Below are 17,982 nucleotides of genomic sequence, written 5' to 3'. Positions count from 1 at the left end.
GCGCGACAAGACTCATCGGCCTTGGAGGAATGGGTGCACGCGGACCTGGTGGGCCCGGCGCAGCGAGGTGATCGAGAGGCCTTCGATGAACTCGCCCGCACGGCCGGTGACCGCTGCATGGCGATCGCGTTCCGAATTCTGCGCGATTTCGACCTTGCCGACGACGCCGTCCAGACCGCGTTGCTAACCGCATGGACCGAGATTCGGGCCCTGCGGAACCCCGACCGCTTCGAGCCGTGGCTGCACCGGATCCTCACCCACGCCTGCTACGCCGAGGCCAGGCGCCGCCGGCGCTGGACGGAGGGCATCCGGCTCATCTCGGTCGAGCCCGCGAGCGGGCCTGATCCCTACCTGACCGTCGACGATCGCGACCAGCTCGACCGGGCCTTCCGGAGGCTCACCGTCGAGCAGCGCGCGGTCCTCGTCTTTCACCACTTCCTCGGGCTACCGCTGCCCGAGGTGGCGGACCGCATTGGCATACCGCTTGGGACCGTCAAGTCCCGCATGTACCACGCCAAGCGCGCGCTCCAGGCCAGCCTCGAGGCTGATGCCCGGGCGTCGTCATCCCAGGGGCGAATGGCATGAGCGCACATCGAGACCTCGATCGGCTGATCCATTCCTTCCTCGCGGAGGGGCCGATGGAGTTGCCCGACCCGTCGTACGACGAGGTGCGCGATCGCATGGAACAGACACGACAGCGGGCCTTCATCGGTCCGTGGAGGACATCCGACATGAACCGATATCTCAAGATGGGTTTGGCCGCCGCCGCCGTGGTGGTGATCGCGGTCATCGCCTCCAACCTGCTGCCTGGCTCGACGGCGCCGGGCGGCGAAGGGCCGGAATCGGTCGCGCCATCTCAGGCGCCCTCCGAGCCAGCCCCGTCGGCCTGGGTTGGAATCCCCGAGGGCCCGTTCGTGGTCACTGGGACCGATGACCCCGTGCAGGTCACGGTCAACATCGCGTCGTCCGGCTGGGTCCCATTGCCGGAATTCGATGCCTTGAGCAAGGACGACGACGGCCTGGACGCGCCGGAAACCGTTGGCGCTGCGCTGCTCGCGTGGGCATGGCCAGCCGGGACCGGGTTCAACGTGTACGGAGATCCGTGCCAGTGGTCCACGACCATCCCGGAGACGCCCGCCACCACGCCCGACGAGATCGCCGCGGCCTTCGCGGCCCAGGCGTCGACCGACGCGACGGCGCCGGTGGACGTCACTGTGGGCGGGTTCGCCGGCAAGACGATCACGCTCCACGTGCCGATGTCGTTCGACCTGCCGAACGCGAGCCGGGAGGAAAAGTTCGCCGATTGCGACAACGACGTGTTCGCCTTCTATGGGGTCGAGGGGGAAACTGGAGAGGCGCGCAACGCCCAGGGAGCGGGCCAGGTCGACGAGCTGTGGATCCTGGACGTGAACGGCGCGATCGTGATCCTCGATGCGACATACGGCCCGGCGACACCGGTCGACCTCGTCGAAGAGATGCGGACCCTCGCCGAGTCGGCCACCTTCGAGGCACCCTGACCGATCGCGACCCTCACCGATGCGCGGGCGGCCCGCTCGGGCCGCCCGCACTGCATACAGGCCGGGACCGATTGAACAGTTCGGCTCCCCGGAATGCTCTTTTCACAAAGCCACGCACCGGAGGGGCTGAGTTGACCGCCCTCGAAGCAGCTTTCCGCACGCGGCTCACTGCCGTGGTGGCGGTCGTGCTCGCCACGATCGTCGTCGCCGGCTGCGCCCCGAGTTCCACGAGCTCCCCGTCGTCGTCGGCGGCGGCCCCCAGCGCGACCCCATCCGCCTCGGCATCCCAGGCCGGTTCACTCGTCATCCTCGGCAGGATCGTGACCATGGACGAGCCGCCCGTCGCCGACTCCCTCCTCATCCAGAACGGAACGGTGGCCGCGGTCGGCTCCCGGGACGAGGTGCTGGCGCTCGCGGGTGACCAGGTGCCGGTCATCGACATCGGTCAGAACGTCGCGTACCCCGGCTTCATCGACGCCCACGCCCACTGGATCGGGGACCGCGGGTACTACGGCCTGGATTCGGCTTCCGAAGCCATGCAGGCGGCCCTCGAGCGCGGCTGGACCTCGATCGCCGAGCTGTGGGTCAACCCGGAGCGGCTCACCGAGCTGGAGGGCCTGGCCGCCGATGAGGCCCTCCCGCTGCGGGTGGACGCCTACCTCGCCCTGAACGAGCCGTCGATCGGCGGTGCCCATTTCGGCGACTGGTACGCCGACCGCGAACCGGGCCCGATTACCGACCGGCTCCGCGTCCAGGGCTTGAAGATCCATCTCGACCACGGTGCCAAGCTGGACCTCCTGTGGGAGGCGGATGAGCTGAACCGCACCATCGCCGCGGCGAACGAGGCCGGGTGGCAGGTCGCGGTCCATGCCATGCGCACCGAGGCTCAGGAGATGGTCCTCGATGCCCTCGAGGCGACGCTCGGCCCGACCGGGCCGAACCCGCTCCGCCACCGGATCGAGCACGCCATCCAGGTGACGGATGCCCAGCTCGAGCGGATGGTCGCCATGCAGATCCCTGTGGTGATTCACCTGGACACCGCCGTTGCCGACTGGCTGGGCGAGCCGGATGCGTTGGCGGACCTGGGTGGCGAGACGGCCTGGCTGACCCGCTGGCGGGAATTCGCGGACGCAGGTCTCCACGTCGCCGGGGCCACGGACGCGCCTTGGATCTTCCGACTTCATCATGACCGACGACATCGGCCGGCCGGTGGACCAGATCGCGGGCGGCATGGACCCGCTGGGCCGCGTGTACCCCGAGCCGCCGGCGTGGATGGCTGCCCAGCTGCTGACCGCCCAGCAGGGCCTTCGAGCCGTGACCATCGACGCAGCCTACGCCCTGGGCGACGAGGCGCGCCGCGGTCACCTCGCCCCGGGCACGCTCGGCGACGTCACGATCCTGAGCGGGGACGTCAGCAATGCGACGCCGGACGAGATCCGGGCCATGACGGTCATCGCCACGATCGTGAACGGCCTCCCGGCCTTCTGCGCCGACGCGGAGTTGTGCCCGCCCACCGACGAGCCAGCCTCGTAGCGACACGGGCCGCTGCCTGGCGACCGGGTCGCCGGCCAAGCGAGTCCTACCATCGTTCCTCGTGAACTAGGGCTTCCAGCGGCTTGCGGCCCCCGCGCTTCCTCGGAGCGGTGAGCTGCGACGGGTCGGCGGCGTAGCCGAACGAGAGGAGGTAGTTGCAGCGTCGGTCGGCCGGCAGTCCGAGCAAGCGTGACGCCAGCTCCTGCTCGAAGACCGTGGCAGGCGCACTGCCGATGCCGAGCTCCCAGGCGGCCAGGACCATGCTCTGCGCGGCCCGTCCGAGGTCCCACATCCGCGTGTTTCGCCACCCGGCGCTCTCATCGGGGGTGACGAGCGCGACCGCCATCGCCGCGCCGGCCAGGTGATCGGCGTATCGGCCCACCCCGGTCAGCTCCCGCAGGTGATCGCGGTCGCGGATCACGATGAACGCCCACGTCTGCTCGTTCTTGGAGCTGCCGGTGCGGCGGGCCGCGTTCAGGATGCGTGCCTCGTGCTCGGCGGAGAGCGGGCGATCGGCGAAGTCGCGGATGACGCGCACCGAGTTGATCGCCTCCCAGACGTTCATCGGTCAGATGCCTCCGAAGTCGCCGCCCCCAAAATCGCCGCCCCCGAAGTCACCCCCGAAGTCGCTGCCGCCCACATCGGCCTCCGCCGCGTCGCCAGGATCACTATCGCCGCCAGGATCACCTCCGGCGTCCGGATCCGAGTCGTCGAAGACGGCGCCGGCGATCGCAGTCCCCACGAACGCACCGGCCAGGCCGGACAGGAACATCCCGCCGAAGCCAGGTCCCTGCATCCTGCCGAACGTCCGCTCCAGGGTTCCGGGCTCGCGCATCTCTGCGCGGGTCGCCATGCGGGCCAATGAACCTGGGTCGTCGCCATTTGGGACCTCCGAGGCTGGGACCTCCTGGGACAGCTCCTGGAGCACCTGGGCACGCTGCTCGGGTGTCAGCCGTGAGAACGCTTCCTCATGCGCACGCTCGATTTCATCCGGCGGTGCCGTCCGGAGCAGGTACAGATAGCGCTCGATCGCCTTCTGGTCGTCCATGATGGTCACCTCATTCGAATCGGATATTGCGCCGGCTCGGCCTCGCCGCGGCCGGTCGGCTCAAGAAGGATCGCAGAGACGGATGCCAGCGTCATGTCGCAGCGCTTGCGATCGGTCTTCCAGACTCCCCGATGCAGCGCTCGCGCTCGTGGCCTTGTATAAGGCAGGCTTATGCTCCTGCACGGATCCGCCCGTGGCGGTGCCGCCTGATAAGCGGGACTCATTCCACGGCACGGATGCCGCGCCATCGGTGCAGGACGATAACTGGCGCTTATCGGACCCCGACCCTTGGGTCCGAGGCTACGCCTCCAGGACCTCGATCCGGATCCGCTTGTTGATGCGGCCTTTGGATTCGTAGCCGGTGACCCGCACCCGGCCGATCTCGCCGGTGTGGGAGACGTGGGTCCCACCATCGGCCTGGAGGTCAAGGCCGACAATCTCAATCGTTCGCACCTCGCTGATCCCCTCCGGCAGCAGGTTGATCTTGGTGCGGATTAGGTCGGGAATGGCAAAAGCCTCGTCGCGCGGCAGGAGGGCGACCCGAATCTCGCGGTCGGCCTCGATCTCCACGTTCACGCGGCGCTCGATCTCCGCGACCAGCTCGCCGGCCATCGTCTCGAACTCGAAGTCCATGCGACCGGCCAGCGGCTCCATGTTGCCGCCGGTCACGGACGCTCCCCAGTCGCGCCAGATGACGCCGCACAGCACGTGGAGCGCCGAATGGGTCCGCATCAGCGCGTGGCGTCGCTCCCAGTCGACCTCGGCGCTCACCTGTGTTCCGACAGGCGGCAGGTCGCCCTCCACCAGGTGCCAGACCTCGTCGCCGGACTTGCGTGCGCCGGTGACGCGCCACGCGGCGTCGGCATCGGTCCGCAGCCAGCCCGTGTCCGCCGGCTGGCCACCGCCACCGGGATAGAAGACGGTGCGATCGAGGAGCACCGCACCGTCATCGGCTCTCAGCACGCGTGCCTCCGTGGATGTCGCGTAGGCATCGGTGTAGGCCAGGTTCTCCGTCACGGCACGATCCGTCCGCCGACCACCGTCGCGGTGACCCGGGTGCCGAGGATCGCCGATGGCCCCTCGCTGAGCAGGTCCCGGTCAAGCACGATCAGGTCGGCGAGGCGGCCGACCTGCAGTGCCCCGCGCTCCGTCTCGGCATGCTCGGCATAGCTGCTGCCCCACGTTGCCGCGGCCATCGCATCGGCCACCCCGATCGCTTCGCCCGGCAGCCAGCCACCCGCCGGCTGCCCGTCGGTTGTGGTACGCGTCACCGCCGCGTGCAGTTCGAGGAAGGGGTCGTACGGAACGACCGGCCAGTCGCTGCCGAACGCGATCGGCGCGCCGGAGCGCAGGAGGCTCCCGATTCGCCAGCCGGAGGCTGCGAGCTCAGGGTCGAGGGCGCCTTCCCAGACGGCCATCTGGCCCGCCTCAGGAAACCCGTGGAAGGGCTGCATGCTGGCCACCACCCCGAGCTCCGCGAAGCGACCCAGGTCGGCAGGGTCGATCGTCTCAATGTGCTCGACCCGATGCCGCCGTTCGGCCGCGCGCCCCGGCCCTACCGCCTGGAAGGCGTCCAGTGCCTGCCGCACGGCGGCGGTGCCGATGGCGTGCAGCTCGACCTGCCATCCGCGTCCGTGAGCCTCGGCCACGGCGGATCGCAACTCCTCCTCAGCCCACCGGGGGTCGCCGCGGGTCGTGGAGCCCGGATACGGGGTCAGCAGCGAGGCCGTGTGGGCCTCCACCACGCCATCGATGAACGACTTCAGGATCCCGCCCCGCAACCATGGGTCATTGCGGTAGGGGGCGACCGTCGACTCATAGCGGTCGAGGATGGCGCGGAGTCCCGCCTCTCCCTGGCCGGGAAGCATCTCGAGCGCCGACCGGACCCTGATCGGCAGCCGGCCGTCAGCGTCACGTAATCGATCAAGCGTCGCGAAACCCTCCTCGCGGGCCCACGCATCCTGGACGGCGGTGATGCCAGCATGGGCCATGGCGGTCAGCCCGGCGCGCAGCAGCGCCAGCGACTCGTCGGCCGACGGGGGCGGGATGAGCGCCTCGATCGCCTCTGTGGCGCGCTCGAGGAGCGCCCCGGTCGCCTGCCCGCCCGTGTCGCGCACGATCTGCCCGTTCACCGGATCAGGCGTTCGTTCGTCGATGCCGGCGGCCGTCAGCGCGAGCGAGTTCGCCCACCCGGAATGGCCGTCGAAGCACTCGAAATAGGCCGGACGATCTGGGACCGCCGCGTCAAGCTGCTCGCGCGTCGGCATGCCGCCAGGGAAGGCGGCGTACAGCCAGCCGCGTCCCGCGACCCACGCGCGCTCCGGATGCGCCGCCGCGAAGGCGCGGATCGCAACTTGGACGTCGCTCAGGTCGGTAATCCCGAACAGGTCCAGGCGACTCAGGGTGGTGGGTGCCCAGCGCAGGTGGGTGTGCGCATCGTTAAAGCCGGGCAGGATGAGGCCGCCGTCCGCTTCGATCACCTCCGTGTCGGGGCCGCTCCATCCGTCCGCGTCGCGATCGGTGCCGATGGCCATAATCCGGTCGCCGCTGATGGCCACGGCGGTCGGGGCTCCATCTGCCATCGGGCCGGTGGCGCGCCCGCCGAGCGCTGCCGAGCCGGGGTGTCCGCCGGCGAAGACGCGCCCGCCGCGGACGACCAGTCCGCTCATCCCTCGACTCGCATCGATCGCTCGATCCCCGCCGGCCCGATGTCGACCACGTAGCCCCGCAGGATCCCCATGCTGGCCTCAGAGCCGGCGTTGACGCTCAGCGTGTCCATGATGCGCGCCTCACCGCCCGATTCGTGGATATGGCCGTGGGCGCCCAGCAGCGGGCGGAAGTGCTCGATCGCCGCGCGCACCCCGTGCGAGCCGACCGGGCCGCGCAGGACGTCGCCGGCCGAGACGGTGGGGCGCAGGCTCGCGTCAAGCAGCGGCGCCTTGTCGAGGCCGGAGTTGTATGGGGGCACGTGAGTCATCAGCACCGTGCGGCGCAGGTCGCGCACCGGCGCCAGCAGGTCGGCGATCTTGTCGAGGAACTCCTCTTCGCCCATCTCGCGCGGGGTGTGCCATGGGGTCGGCGACGACCAGCCGAGGGAGGCGAGCTGCAGGTCGCCCGGCAGGTCGAGGACCCGCTCGTTGGCGTTGATTGTGCGCCAGCCCGGGCGGTCGAGGAGGGGATCGATGACGAACTCGTCGTCGTTGCCGGGCATGAGATAGACCGGGATTGGCGACTCCTCCAGCCGCTCGTTGGCGAGCTCAAGCCACGCCAGCAGCCGCTCCTCCATCAGCCGGCGAAAGAGGGTCATGCGGTACTCCTCGTCCTGGCTGATCCGCTCCGCCTCCGCATCGGTCGTGACCACCGAGTAGTAGCCCACATCGGCAATCTCCCGCTCGAGGGCTGCCAGCTCGTCAGCGGTGCGAGCGATCTTGCGCGCTCCGAGTAGCGACGCCTCGTAGTGCCCGTTCACCTCGCGGATGGGAACGATCGCCTTGCCGGTCAGGTCGCCTGCGAGCAGCACCACGTCGGCCTTGTACAGGTTCGTCCGGGTGGCGTTGAGCAGCTTGCGCCACGCGCGCTCGGCGGCGTGCAGGTCGCTGCAGATGTAGATCCGGGTGGTCGCCATCGGTCAGGCCCTGCGGCCCGGCGCGCCCCAGCCGCCACCGCCGCCGGTGATGATCGTCACGGTGCTGCCGGGATCGAGGGTCACTGTCGCCTTGGAGGCTACCGGAAGCAGCCCGCCACGCGGATCACGAACCTCTAGACGGGTGGATGTCCCGCCGCCGCCGCCGGCCGCTCCGCGCGGACGGAAGGCGGGGTTGGTCTGCTCGCAGTAGAGCACCACCCGCTGCGACGCCTCGCCGAGGACCTGGTAGGTGCGGCGCAGCCCGCGCCCGCCATGCCAGCGCCCGCGCCCCTCCGAGCCGTCCACCAGCTCGCTTCGCACCAGGCGCCACGGGTACTCGATCTCGCACACCTCGGCGGGCAGCAGGGCGACGTTGGACATGTACGTGTCGACCCCGTCGGTTCCCGGGCCGCCCGGCCGGTCGCCGTGTGGTCCGTGGGCGCCGCTGCCGCCCCCCACCACGTCCTGGATGACCACCGTCCTTCCGGTCTTGGGCGATGGCCCGGCGGCCATGATCGAGAAGAACCCGACGAAGCTGGCGCCGATCCGCAGCTCCGGCCACAGCCGCCCGGCCGCTGCGAGCAGGACGTCGGCGAGGCGCTGGCAGGTCAGGTGGCGCACGCTCACCGCGGCCGGACGCCGGGGGTTCAGCAGGCTCCCCTCGGGACAGACGATCGTCACCGGGCGGAGCGAGCCATCGTTCTGGGGCGCGTCCTGGTCGGTCACCGCCTTGAGCAGGTAGGCGACGCAGGCGCGGGTGCTCGACCACGGGTTGTTGATGCCGCCCGCCACCTGCATGGCGGTCCCGCTCAGGTCGACCGTCAGCTCGTCGCCCAGCTTCTCGAGGCGGGCGTGGACGCGCGTCGGCGCACCTCCCGCGCCGTCGTCGTCGAGGTAGCCCTCGGCCTCGGACGAGCCGCCGGGCAGGGCGGCGAGGGCACGCCGCGTCCGCTGCTCGGCCGTGCGCAGCGCCTGCGCGAAGGCCGAGCGGAGAGTCGGAACGCTCCAGTCCGCGGCGAGCTCGAGCAGCCGGCGCTCGCCGGCCAGGCAGCTTGCCATCTGGGCGCGCAAGTCGGCGAGGGTGGAGATCGGATCACGCACGTTTGCGGCGATGAGATCGAACAGCTCCGTCACGGGCGTCCCCGCCCGGCTGAGATGGACCGGTGGCAGGACCAGCCCCTCGTGGAAGAGATCGAGGTTATCGGCTCCCTCCGTGCCGGGGTTGCGCCCCCCGAAGTCGACCTGGTGGGCGACGGAGGCGCTGAAGGCGAGCAACGACGGACGCGCGTGTCTCCCCTCGTGGGTGCCGAAGATCGGTCGAATGACGTTGACGTCGGGGGTGTGCGCTCCGCCCGCATACGGGTCGTTGGCGATGAACACGTCGCCGCGGGCCAGGCTGGGGGAGTGGCGAGCGAGCACCTCCTGGACGACGAGCGACATGGCGCCGAGCTGGGCGGGGATGAAGTCACCCTGGACCACCAGCCGGCCGCGGTGGTCGAAGATGGCGCAGCTGTAGTCGAGCATCTCGCGGATGATCGGGCTGTAGCTGGACCGTCGCAGGGCCGCGCCCATCTCGTCGGTGACCGAGAGCAGGGCGGTGTGCAGCAGCTCGAAGGCCACCGGATCGGGCGCATGGGGCGCTGCCCTGGTCGCGTGGCTCACCGTGCGGCCTCCCGGATGCGCAGCTCACCGAAGCGGCCGACCCGCGCCAGCATGCCGGGCAGCACCAGCGTCGTCGCGTCGAGCTGCTCGATCAGGCAGGGCCCCACCAGCCGGTCGCCGGCTCGCAGCAGATCCCGATCCCAGACCCTCACCGACCGGCGGTCGCGCGCGGATGGCAGCAGCACATCGCGATCATCGAGCCGGGCTTCCCGGCGCGGGTCTCCGCCCGCGGTTCCGCGCGGGAGCGGGACCGGCTCGCGCGGTCCGAGGGTGCCGAAGACCGAAAGGCGCAGCGTCACCGCCTCGACCGGCTCGTCGGGCGCGGCGTGACCGTAGGTTGCCTCGTGCAGCGCGTGGAACGTGGGCCGTAGTCCACGCACCGCGGCAGCCGTGATGCCCGCTAGCGGAACCGCGAGCTCGTACCCCTGCCCAAGGTAGCGGCAGTCGACGGCCGCCGAGGCATAGGCGGTCGCCATCGGCACCCCGTCACGGCGCAGCTGCTGTCGGAGCTCGCGGCTCGCCGTCCGCAGCCAGGCCAGGATCTCTGTGGTCACCGACGGATCGAGCGGTTGCAGTAGGGTCTGGGAGGCATCGACCCGCAGGTCGGCGGCGAGCAGGCCGTCGGCGGAGCCGAGACCAGGCCGCCGCGGCACGACCACCTCCCCGAGGCGCAGGTCGCGGAGCAGAGCCGCGGCGTGCAGCGGGCCGGCGCCACCGAACGCGACCAGGGTGAGGCCGCGCGGATCGCGACCCCGCTCGATCGAGACGCGGCGCATGGTGCGCGCAACATGGGCGCGGGCCACGGCCAGCACCGCCTGCGCGGCGCGGTCGACGGGCAGGCGCAGCGCCCGGCCGATCGATCGCATCGCTCGCCGGGCGGGTTCCGGGTCGAGCCGAAGGCTGCCGGCCAGCGGCCTCGACGGTGCCAGGTCGCCTACCAGCAGGTGGGCATCGGTGACGGTCGCCCATTCGCCGCCAAGCCCGTACGAGGCGGGCCCGGGTTGCGCCCCGGCACTCCGCGGTCCCACCTTTAGCAGGCGGCCGGCGTCGACGCTGGCGATGCTCCCGCCCCCGGCGCCGGCCGAGACCATGTCGATGGCGGGGGTCAGCAGCGGGATGCCGTCCAGCCGGTGATGCACTGCCGTTGGCGGTCGCCCATCGCGCACGAGGGCCACGTCGGCGCTGGTGCCGCCCATGTCGAGACTGATCAGGTCGCGCAGCCCAAGCCGCAGGCCGAGCGCCACCGCGCCGGCCACGCCCCCGGCTGGGCCGGACAGGATGAGCCGATGCGGCCACGCCGCGGCCCGCTCGGCCGAGGCGAGGCCACCATTCGAGAGCATCACCAGCGGCGGGGCGCCGATGCCGGCCTCGCGAACCGCGCTGGTCGCCCGGGTCATGTGCCGATCGACGATCGGCCGCAGGCCGGCCGCCACGACCGTGGTCATCGTGCGCGGCAGCTCCCGGAACTCGCTTGCCACCGCGCTGGAGACCGTGATCGGCGTCCCGGGCAGGCTGCTGGCAACGGCCGCCTCCAGTCTCCGTTCATGGGCCGGGTTGGCGTACGAGAAGAGGCAGGCGATCGCCACGCTCTCCGGCCGACGCTCGGCGGCCTCCAGCGCCGCGCGGGTCACTTCCTCGGCAGTGAGCTCCTCCACCACCACCCCGTCCGGGCTCAGCCGCTCGCGCACCTCGAGACGATCCGCGCGCTCGACCAGCGGGCGCGGGCGCGCCGCCCAAAGGTCGTACATGTGGCGTCGCGTCCCGCTGCCGATCTCGACCAGGTCCCGGAAGCCCGTCGTGGAGAGCAGCACCACGCGAGCGAGCCTCCCCTCCAGCAGCGCGTTGGTGGCGACCGTCGTCCCGTGCAAAGTGAGCGTTGTCGCCGGCAGGTCAACCCCCTGGGAGGCGAGGTCGGCGAGCGCCGCGCCGAGGCCCCCGGCCGGGTCGGCGGGCGTGGAATGGACCTTCGCCCACCGATGCAGCCCATCGGTCGAGGCAGCGATGGCATCGGTAAACGTTCCCCCCACGTCGACCGCGATGAGCCAGCGGCGGGGGGCGGCATGAGGCCGCCTCCCCGCCGGTGCTTCAGTCAGGCGGCACCTGCTGGTACATCAGCCGCGTGTCGACGCCGGCGCGACGGTTGCGGGCCGCCTGGACGAAGTACCAGACCAGGCCGATCACCAGCAGCACCAGGGTGAACGAAACTCCGGTGCGCGTCAGGTAGGCCAGCGTCGACTCGTCGCCGCCGGGCTGGAGGGTCGCCGAGATGGCGGTCCAGATCGGCTCGATCCCCGCCACCCAGTAGACGACCACCGCGAAGACGAGCCAGACCACCCCGAGGAGCGGCAGCCAGGCCCGCCACGGCGCGTTGGCCACCAGGTCGCGCCTGGTGAACGGCGCCAGGATGGCGTTGATCCCCGGCATCACCCAGGTCAGCAGCTGGAGCAGGATGCTCAGCCACAGGAAGGCGATCAGGGTCAGCCGGCCGTCGGGCGGTGCCCAATCGACGGGCAGGATCGGGAACATCTGCAGCAGCAGGAACACCACCACCACCGCCGATATGGCCATCATCGCGTTGAGGGGGGCGTGGGTCCGCTCGTTCACCTCGCCGATCCACTCTGGCGCCTGGCGGTCGAGCGACCAGGCCAGCGCCATGCGGCTCATGAAGATGATGTAGACCGGGCAGAGCAGGAACGGGAAGAGGGTCCCGCCCAGGTTGACGATCGCCCACACCGGCCAGAGGTCGGGGTTGGCGATGGTCGCGGTGAGCGGCATCACGTTGGGCATCCCGTAGGGCATCCCCGGCCCTGACCCGCCCCAGTACTGGACCCCCCAGCCGAGCTGCGTCTCGAGGCCGAGCTTGATGCTGAACCAGTCGACGTAGACGGTGTTCATGAACACGCCCACCGCCAGCGCGCCCAGCACGCCCAGCACCACGCCGCGCCGCACGTTGCCGCGCACCTCGCCGCTGATGTAGGCCGAGTACTGGAAGCCGATGAAGTTCAGCAGGATGATCGCCAGCACGAACGGGAAGGTGGTCAGCGCGAAGGTGACCCCGGTGTCGACGACCCCGTTCTCTGTCCCGGCCGCGGCCAGGTCGGCGGCGCTGATGCCGGTCAGGCTCAGCAGGTTGGCCTCGAAGGTGCTCCGATCGGTGAACGCCAGCCCAAAGACGAACTGGGCCACCACCGCGACGAGGGCCAGGATTGCTAGCCCGCTGACGATGCGGTGGAAGCGACGGGTCGGCTGGATCGAGACCCAGACGATGCCGGCCAGCACCACCACGGCGGGGATCAGGCCCGGCAGGCCCTTGATGATGCCGTCCTCGGCGAACCAGCCGGTGGCGGTGGTCGTGAGGTCGCTGCCGGTGCCAATGCCCACGATCACGCCGGTCACCTGCAGGCCGATCAGGACCAGCGAGATCTCGAACAGGATGATCGTGATGCAGGCGAAGGCCAGCGTCCACGACTCCAGCCAGCCGACGAACGGCCCAAGGCGGGGCACGATGCGGCTGGTGAAGACATAGTCACCGCCGGAGCGTGGCATGGCCGTTGCCAGCGAGGCGAAGATCAGGCCCAGGATCACGGCGAAGACACCGAAGGTGATCGTCCCCCAACCGTAGGTGGTCAGGCTGGCCACCGCCCCGATCGGGACGAACGAGAGGCTGTACGAAAGCGGATACCAGCCGGCCCCGCCGCCGACAAAGGCGCACGTGTTGAAGAACAGGGCGTTCCAGACGCTGACCTCGCGCACGAGGCCCGAGCTGTTGCGAGTGAAGAGCTTGCCGCCAGTCGCCGACATGGTCGCCATGCTGGGCCCTCCTCCTTGCTCCACCCCTTGTCAGTATCGAGGCGTCAGGGCCGCCTCCTCGTCGAGCGACCGTTCTGCCGGCTCACCCTTACCGACCTCCGGCATCGATGGCCGCGGGCGAATCGTGCCGCCGTACATCGGCAGGTAGACGCCAGCCCCCTCGTCATCCAGCTGCGCCCACATCCGGTTCATGGCGACCGACCCGTTGCGCCGAACGCGTGCCACGGTGTCGAGGTCGAGTACCTCGCTCAGGTACTCCTCGCCGTCCCCGGCCTGCTGGAGCACATGCCCCTCGGGATCCACGATTACACTTCGACCCGGCCCGGGCCGGCCGCCCATGTTCACGTTGACCACGTAGACCTGGTTGACGATCGCGTTGGCGCGCGCCAGAACGACCTCCTGGTCGCGGTCCGAGGTCGGTGTGGCGGTGACCTGGAAGATCACTTCGGCGCCAAGCCAGGCCATCTGGCGAGGCACCTCCGGGAACCATCCGTCGTAGCAGATCATCAGCCCGGCCCGCCCGATCCCGTCGATCTCGAAGACGATGAACTCGCTGCCGGCCGCGGGGCTCTCCCAGGGTCGCCACGGGAAGATCTTGCGGTAGCGAGCGCGCAGGCTGCCATCCGGCGCAAACGCCAGCGCGGTGTTGTAGATCCGGCCGTCTTCCCCGTGCTCGTAGATGGATCCCGGCAGCAACCAGATCCCCAACTCGCGGGCAAGGTCGGCGAGTCGCTCCGTGGTCGGGCCCGGGATCGGCTCGGCGACGGCCTGCTTTGACCACGATGGGTCGGCCGCGCTGTGCATGCCGCCAATCGCCGACAGGTACAACTCCGGGTAGAGGAAGAGGCGGGCGAGTGGGTACGAGGCGCGCAGGGCACGCTGCTCCGAGGCGAACTTGTTCCAGGTGGCTGGCATATCCCACGCCACTGGCGCAGCCTGGACCGCGAGGATCGGGAGTGTGCGACTCAAATCACTATCCCGTAGTTGCGCGTTAATACTGAGCAGTCTCGGGGCTGGTGTCCAGACCCTTTTCCACCAATCGGGTCGCCCGCCATACTGCAAGCCATGACCGGCGAGCGGCTGGACGATCCGCTGGCGGAGGCAACGCGCCTGGTGGCGCTCGCCGATTCGAGCGGCCTCGCGGTCCGCCTCATCGGCGGCCTGGCGATCGAGGCCCGCGTCCCCGGCTGGAAGGGCGGCGCGCGCTCGGTGGCCGGGCGACGCGACATCGACCTCGCGACCAGCCGGCGTGACGCTGCGGGCGTGGCGCGCCTGCTCGGCGATGTCGGATACGTGGCGGATCGGCATTACAACGCGATCTACGGGCACAAGCAGCTCTACTTCATGGGCCCGACCAATGCCCGTCCGATCGACGTCGTGATCGAGACGCTCGAGATGTCCCACCGCCTGCAGTTCGGGCCGCGGCTGGCGGCCGACTACCCGACCCTCTCGCTCGCCGACCTGCTCTTGTCGAAGCTGCAGATCGTTCACCTGAACGCCAAGGACGCGCTCGACGCCTGGGTCCTGCTCGCCAACTTCCCGCTCGCCGAGGCTGACCGCGAGGGGATCAATGTGCGACGCCTGGTGGAGGTCACCGCCCACGACTGGGGCTGGTGGCGAACCGTCAGCGGCAACCTTGACCGACTGCTCGACCCGGTCACCGAGCGCCTTCCGCCAGCGCTGCACGACCCCGTTGCGCAGATTCGGGCCATCCGCAGCGCCATCGACCAGGCGCCAAAGTCTGCGCTCTGGCGGCTCCGCGCCCGCATCGGCGAGCGTGTGCGCTGGTACGACGAGCCTGAGGAGATCGGGCACGAGCAGCCCTGAGCAGGTCCCCTTCGCGGCACGCTGGCAGGCGCTACCATCGGTGCGCCATGGGCTTTTCCGCCACCGTCGACAGCCTGCTGGACGAGTACTTCCGCCTCCAGCCGGCCGATGCCACCGAGCTCGGCGAGCACGCCTATGACCACCACTGGCCGGACCTGACCCATGCCGGGCGCGTGGCCTGGTCCGGGTGGCTTGCTGACGTGGAGGCCCGCATGCAGGCGCTCGAGCCAGGCGCGCTGACGCATGACGAAGCGATCGACAAGCGGATCCTGCTCGAGAACCTGGCGGCCATGCGGTTCGCGGCCGATGAGCTGCGCGAGGTCGAGTGGAACGCGATGGTCTACGTGTACCTGTTCGGCGGCGCACTGTTCACGATGCTGGCGCGCGAATACGCGCCGATTACCGAAAGGCTCAACGCGTTGGCATCCCGCCTGCGTGGCCTGCCGGTCGCGCTCGACGGGGCTCGCGACGCGCTGAGCAAGGAGAGCGGCCGGCCGGTGAGCCGTTTCCACGCCGAGAAGGCGGTGGAGCGGATGGCGGGGGTCGCCGACCTGGTGGGGCTCGCGGTGCTGGAGGCCGAAGCCTGTGACGACGCCGGCGTGCTGGCCGAGGTCCAGGTCGCTGCGGGAGTCGCGACCGAAGCCATCAACGCGTGGACGCAATGGCTGCGCGACGAGCTCCTCCCGACCGTCGACGGTGACTTCCGGCTAGGCCCCGAGCTGTACGCCGCCAAGTTCCGCCACTCACTGAAGAGCGCGGTCACGCCAAAGGAGCTCGAGGCGATGGCCGTCGAGGAGTACGACCAGACCCGCGCCGAGATGACCCGCATCGCCCGTTCGATCTGGGGCGACTGGATGGGCGACGCCCCGCCGCCGGAGAGCGACGACGAGGCGGTGCGCAGCGTGCTCGACGCCATCGCGGTCGACCACCCGCGGGCCGATGAGCTGCTCGACTTCTGCCGCGCCGAGAACGAGCGGATCGAGGCATTCGTGGCCGAGCACGATATCGTCGGCCTCACCGAGGAACCGCTCCAGATCATCTGGACCCCTGGCTTCCTGCGCGCCTTTGGCGGCGCGATGCTGATCCCTCCCGGCCCGCTGGATCGCGGGCTGGGCAGCTTCTTCGCGATCACCCCCGTCAACGAGGCGTGGCAGGCGGAGCGTCGCGAGTCGTATCTGCGCGAGGACAACGCACGGATGCTGCGGCTGCTCACGATTCACGAGGCGGTCCCGGGCCACTACCTGCAGCTGGCCTATTCGAACCGATCTCCTTCGCTGGTTCGCGGCGTCTTCCGCTCAGGGGTCTTCAACGAAGGATGGGCCGTCTACATCACCCAGGTCATGATGGACCTCGGCTACGGAGCCGATGATCCGGCGCTGATGCTCGTCCACTGGAAGTTCTACCTGCGCTCCGCCACCAACGCGCTGATGGACATCCGCATCCAGTCCGGTTCGATGGACGAGGAAGAGGCGATGAGCCTCATGGTCGAGGGCGGCTTCCAGGAGGAGGGCGAGGCGACCGCCAAGTGGGACCGGGCGCGGCTCTCCTCGACCCAGTTGTGCGAGTACTTCCTGGGGAGCGTGGAGATGCACGGGCTGGAGCGTGAGGCCCGCCGCCGCGCCGAGGCCGATGGTGGCGAGTTCGTCTACCGGCCGTTCCTGGAGTCCGTGCTGGCCCACGGATCGCCGTCGCTGCCCGTGATCCGCGACATCCTGTTCAGCTCGGAGACAGCTCCCCGGCGAGCGAAAGGATCGAAGGAGCCCCCGGCGCCGAGTACGTGAGCAGGGCCGTGGCGTCGAACAGGTGCCCCGTCGCCAGCAGCGCCACGGTCAGGTGCGCATCGGGGAGGTGCACCAGCAGAGTGGTGTAGCCCCGCAGCAGCCCGGAATGCCCGTAGCCGAGCAGGCCACCGAACCGATACTGCTCGGCACCCATTCCATATCCCTCGTCGTTGAAGTCGAGCATCTGCGCCAGGGTGTCCGCGCGCAGGATGGCCCCGCCGTACAGCGCATCTCCCCAGCGCACCAGGTTGACCGCGTTCGAATCGAGCATGGCCGATGTCCAGAAGGCGCTGGTCCACGACACGCCCAGCAGGTACGGCAGGTGGCCCTTTGACGGTACCCCCGTGCCGGCCAGCTTGAGCGGGCCAGTGATGCGGCGCTGCAGCTCGTCGCCAAACCGGTGGCCGGTGACGCGCTCGACCAGCAGCCCGGCGATCACGTAGTTCGTGTTCGAGTACGCCCAGCTCGTGCCCGGCGCGAAGGTTGACGGCCCGAGCAGGGCCAGCACCTCGGCCGGCTGCCAGATGCGTGACGGTTCGGCGTTGAGCCGATTGCGCATCGGTGCCAGCAGATCGGCGATCCCGGACGTGTGGCTGAGGAGCTGCCGCACGGTCACGCCGCGAGCGATCGTCAGCTCGGGCAGGTATTCGTTGACCGCTGCGTCGAGCGTCACGCGGCCCTCTTCGACCAGCTGCAGCACGATCGTCGCCGTGAAGGTCTTGGTGACGCTGGCGATCGCGAACGGCGTGGCGCCGCTCAGGGGCGTCGTGCTCCCTTGGCGCGGCGGCCCTGACCCGCCGCTCCAGCCGAGCTGCGCATCGGCCGAGACGCCGACCGCGACCGAGGTCAGGCCGAATGCCGCCCGTGCCCGATCAACCGCCGCCTGCAGGGCGGCCGCCTCTGCCTGAGAGACGGGAAGCAGGTCGATCGGTCGCGCCGTGCCGCCGCCATCGGCTCCGTCTGGCGTCGCCTCCGGCAACGGCTGCAGGCCGGGCGTGGCGGACGCTCCTGCGCTCGCTGCTGGGAGCCGAGACGTCTGTGTGGGAGGCAGCTCACCGGGAGCGAGCGCGCCCGGGGCTAGCGTCACCGAGACGGCCACCAGCACAGCAAGCACGGCCGCAGCACCGGTCAGGTGGGCGATCGGTCGTCGCATAGGGCCTCAGCATGCGGCATCGGGAC

Annotated in this window: 17 protein-coding genes; 5 read left to right on the top strand and 12 right to left on the bottom strand. The window is 70.2% G+C overall.

Features of this window, described 5'->3' with window-relative positions; genetic code table 11:
- The first annotated feature begins 33 nt into the window (after positions 1-33).
- Together WEB29_01655 and WEB29_01650 are read left to right on the top strand one after the other, a co-directional pair.
- Positions 34-585 (top strand): sigma-70 family RNA polymerase sigma factor, encoded by a 552-nt coding sequence (locus WEB29_01655; GenBank protein ID MEX2135652.1) that lies wholly within the window; start codon positions 34-36, stop codon positions 583-585.
- Entirely contained in the window at positions 582-1,517 is a 936-nt protein-coding gene (locus WEB29_01650; protein ID MEX2135651.1) for a hypothetical protein, read from the top strand. Before WEB29_01655 ends, WEB29_01650 begins: the two co-directional genes overlap by 4 nt.
- Before the next feature lie 13 nt (positions 1,518-1,530).
- Here the strand turns inward: WEB29_01650 and WEB29_01645 are convergent, their stop codons facing one another.
- Together WEB29_01645 and WEB29_01640 are read right to left on the bottom strand one after the other, a co-directional pair.
- A complete protein-coding gene (locus tag WEB29_01645) occupies positions 1,531-1,824 on the bottom strand; it encodes a hypothetical protein (GenBank protein ID MEX2135650.1) in 294 nt (97 codons plus the stop codon).
- A complete protein-coding gene (locus WEB29_01640; GenBank protein ID MEX2135649.1) occupies positions 1,814-2,704 on the bottom strand; it encodes a hypothetical protein in 891 nt (296 codons plus the stop codon). Before WEB29_01640 ends, WEB29_01645 begins: the two co-directional genes overlap by 11 nt.
- On the opposite strand from WEB29_01640, the gene WEB29_01635 reads away from it, so the two are divergent.
- Entirely contained in the window at positions 2,703-3,050 is a 348-nt protein-coding gene (locus WEB29_01635; GenBank protein ID MEX2135648.1) for an amidohydrolase family protein, read from the top strand. The genes WEB29_01640 and WEB29_01635 overlap by 2 nt on opposite strands.
- A 46-nt stretch (positions 3,051-3,096) precedes the next feature.
- Here the strand turns inward: WEB29_01635 and WEB29_01630 are convergent, their stop codons facing one another.
- The 9 genes from WEB29_01630 to WEB29_01590 all read right to left on the bottom strand — a co-directional run bounded on the left by WEB29_01630 (position 3,097) and on the right by WEB29_01590 (position 14,164).
- Positions 3,097-3,615, bottom strand: a complete 519-nt coding sequence (locus WEB29_01630) for a nitroreductase family protein (GenBank protein ID MEX2135647.1) — start codon at positions 3,613-3,615, stop codon at positions 3,097-3,099.
- Between the two features lie 3 nt (positions 3,616-3,618).
- Entirely contained in the window at positions 3,619-4,098 is a 480-nt protein-coding gene (locus tag WEB29_01625; protein ID MEX2135646.1) for a hypothetical protein, read from the bottom strand.
- A gap of 300 nt (positions 4,099-4,398) precedes the next feature.
- Entirely contained in the window at positions 4,399-5,115 is a 717-nt protein-coding gene (locus WEB29_01620) for an alanyl-tRNA editing protein (protein MEX2135645.1), read from the bottom strand.
- Positions 5,112-6,767 carry an amidohydrolase gene (locus WEB29_01615; GenBank protein MEX2135644.1) on the bottom strand — a complete coding sequence of 552 codons (1,656 nt, stop codon included), beginning with the start codon at positions 6,765-6,767 and terminating at the stop codon, positions 5,112-5,114. The genes WEB29_01620 and WEB29_01615 overlap by 4 nt, the downstream gene beginning before the upstream one ends.
- A complete protein-coding gene (locus WEB29_01610) occupies positions 6,764-7,723 on the bottom strand; it encodes a metallophosphoesterase (protein MEX2135643.1) in 960 nt (319 codons plus the stop codon). Before WEB29_01610 ends, WEB29_01615 begins: the two co-directional genes overlap by 4 nt.
- Positions 7,724-7,726: 3 nt before the next feature.
- The gene (locus tag WEB29_01605) at positions 7,727-9,385 is read right to left on the bottom strand and encodes a hydantoinase B/oxoprolinase family protein (protein MEX2135642.1); all 1,659 of its coding nucleotides are present in this window, start codon (positions 9,383-9,385) and stop codon (positions 7,727-7,729) included.
- Entirely contained in the window at positions 9,382-11,412 is a 2,031-nt protein-coding gene (locus tag WEB29_01600; GenBank protein MEX2135641.1) for a hydantoinase/oxoprolinase family protein, read from the bottom strand. Before WEB29_01600 ends, WEB29_01605 begins: the two co-directional genes overlap by 4 nt.
- Positions 11,413-11,470: 58 nt before the next feature.
- Positions 11,471-13,195 carry an amino acid permease gene (locus WEB29_01595; GenBank protein MEX2135640.1) on the bottom strand — a complete coding sequence of 575 codons (1,725 nt, stop codon included), beginning with the start codon at positions 13,193-13,195 and terminating at the stop codon, positions 11,471-11,473.
- 30 nt (positions 13,196-13,225) lie between these two features.
- Positions 13,226-14,164: a carbon-nitrogen hydrolase family protein gene (locus WEB29_01590; protein ID MEX2135639.1), complete on the bottom strand. Its 939-nt coding sequence runs from the start codon at positions 14,162-14,164 to the stop codon at positions 13,226-13,228.
- A gap of 96 nt (positions 14,165-14,260) precedes the next feature.
- On the opposite strand from WEB29_01590, the gene WEB29_01585 reads away from it, so the two are divergent.
- Entirely contained in the window at positions 14,261-15,022 is a 762-nt protein-coding gene (locus tag WEB29_01585) for a hypothetical protein (protein MEX2135638.1), read from the top strand.
- Between the two features lie 47 nt (positions 15,023-15,069).
- Positions 15,070-16,803, top strand: a complete 1,734-nt coding sequence (locus WEB29_01580; GenBank protein MEX2135637.1) for a DUF885 domain-containing protein — start codon at positions 15,070-15,072, stop codon at positions 16,801-16,803.
- Here the strand turns inward: WEB29_01580 and WEB29_01575 are convergent.
- A complete protein-coding gene (locus WEB29_01575; GenBank protein MEX2135636.1) occupies positions 16,739-17,956 on the bottom strand; it encodes a serine hydrolase domain-containing protein in 1,218 nt (405 codons plus the stop codon). The genes WEB29_01580 and WEB29_01575 overlap by 65 nt on opposite strands.
- Positions 17,957-17,982: the final 26 nt, after the last annotated feature.

It is taken from the genome of Chloroflexota bacterium (genome assembly GCA_040902225.1).
In the GTDB taxonomy this organism is placed as follows: domain Bacteria; phylum Chloroflexota; class Limnocylindria; order QHBO01; family QHBO01; genus CF-167.
The sequence above is the reverse complement of the archived record's forward strand: the minus strand, read 5'-3'. Positions and strand labels throughout refer to the sequence as shown.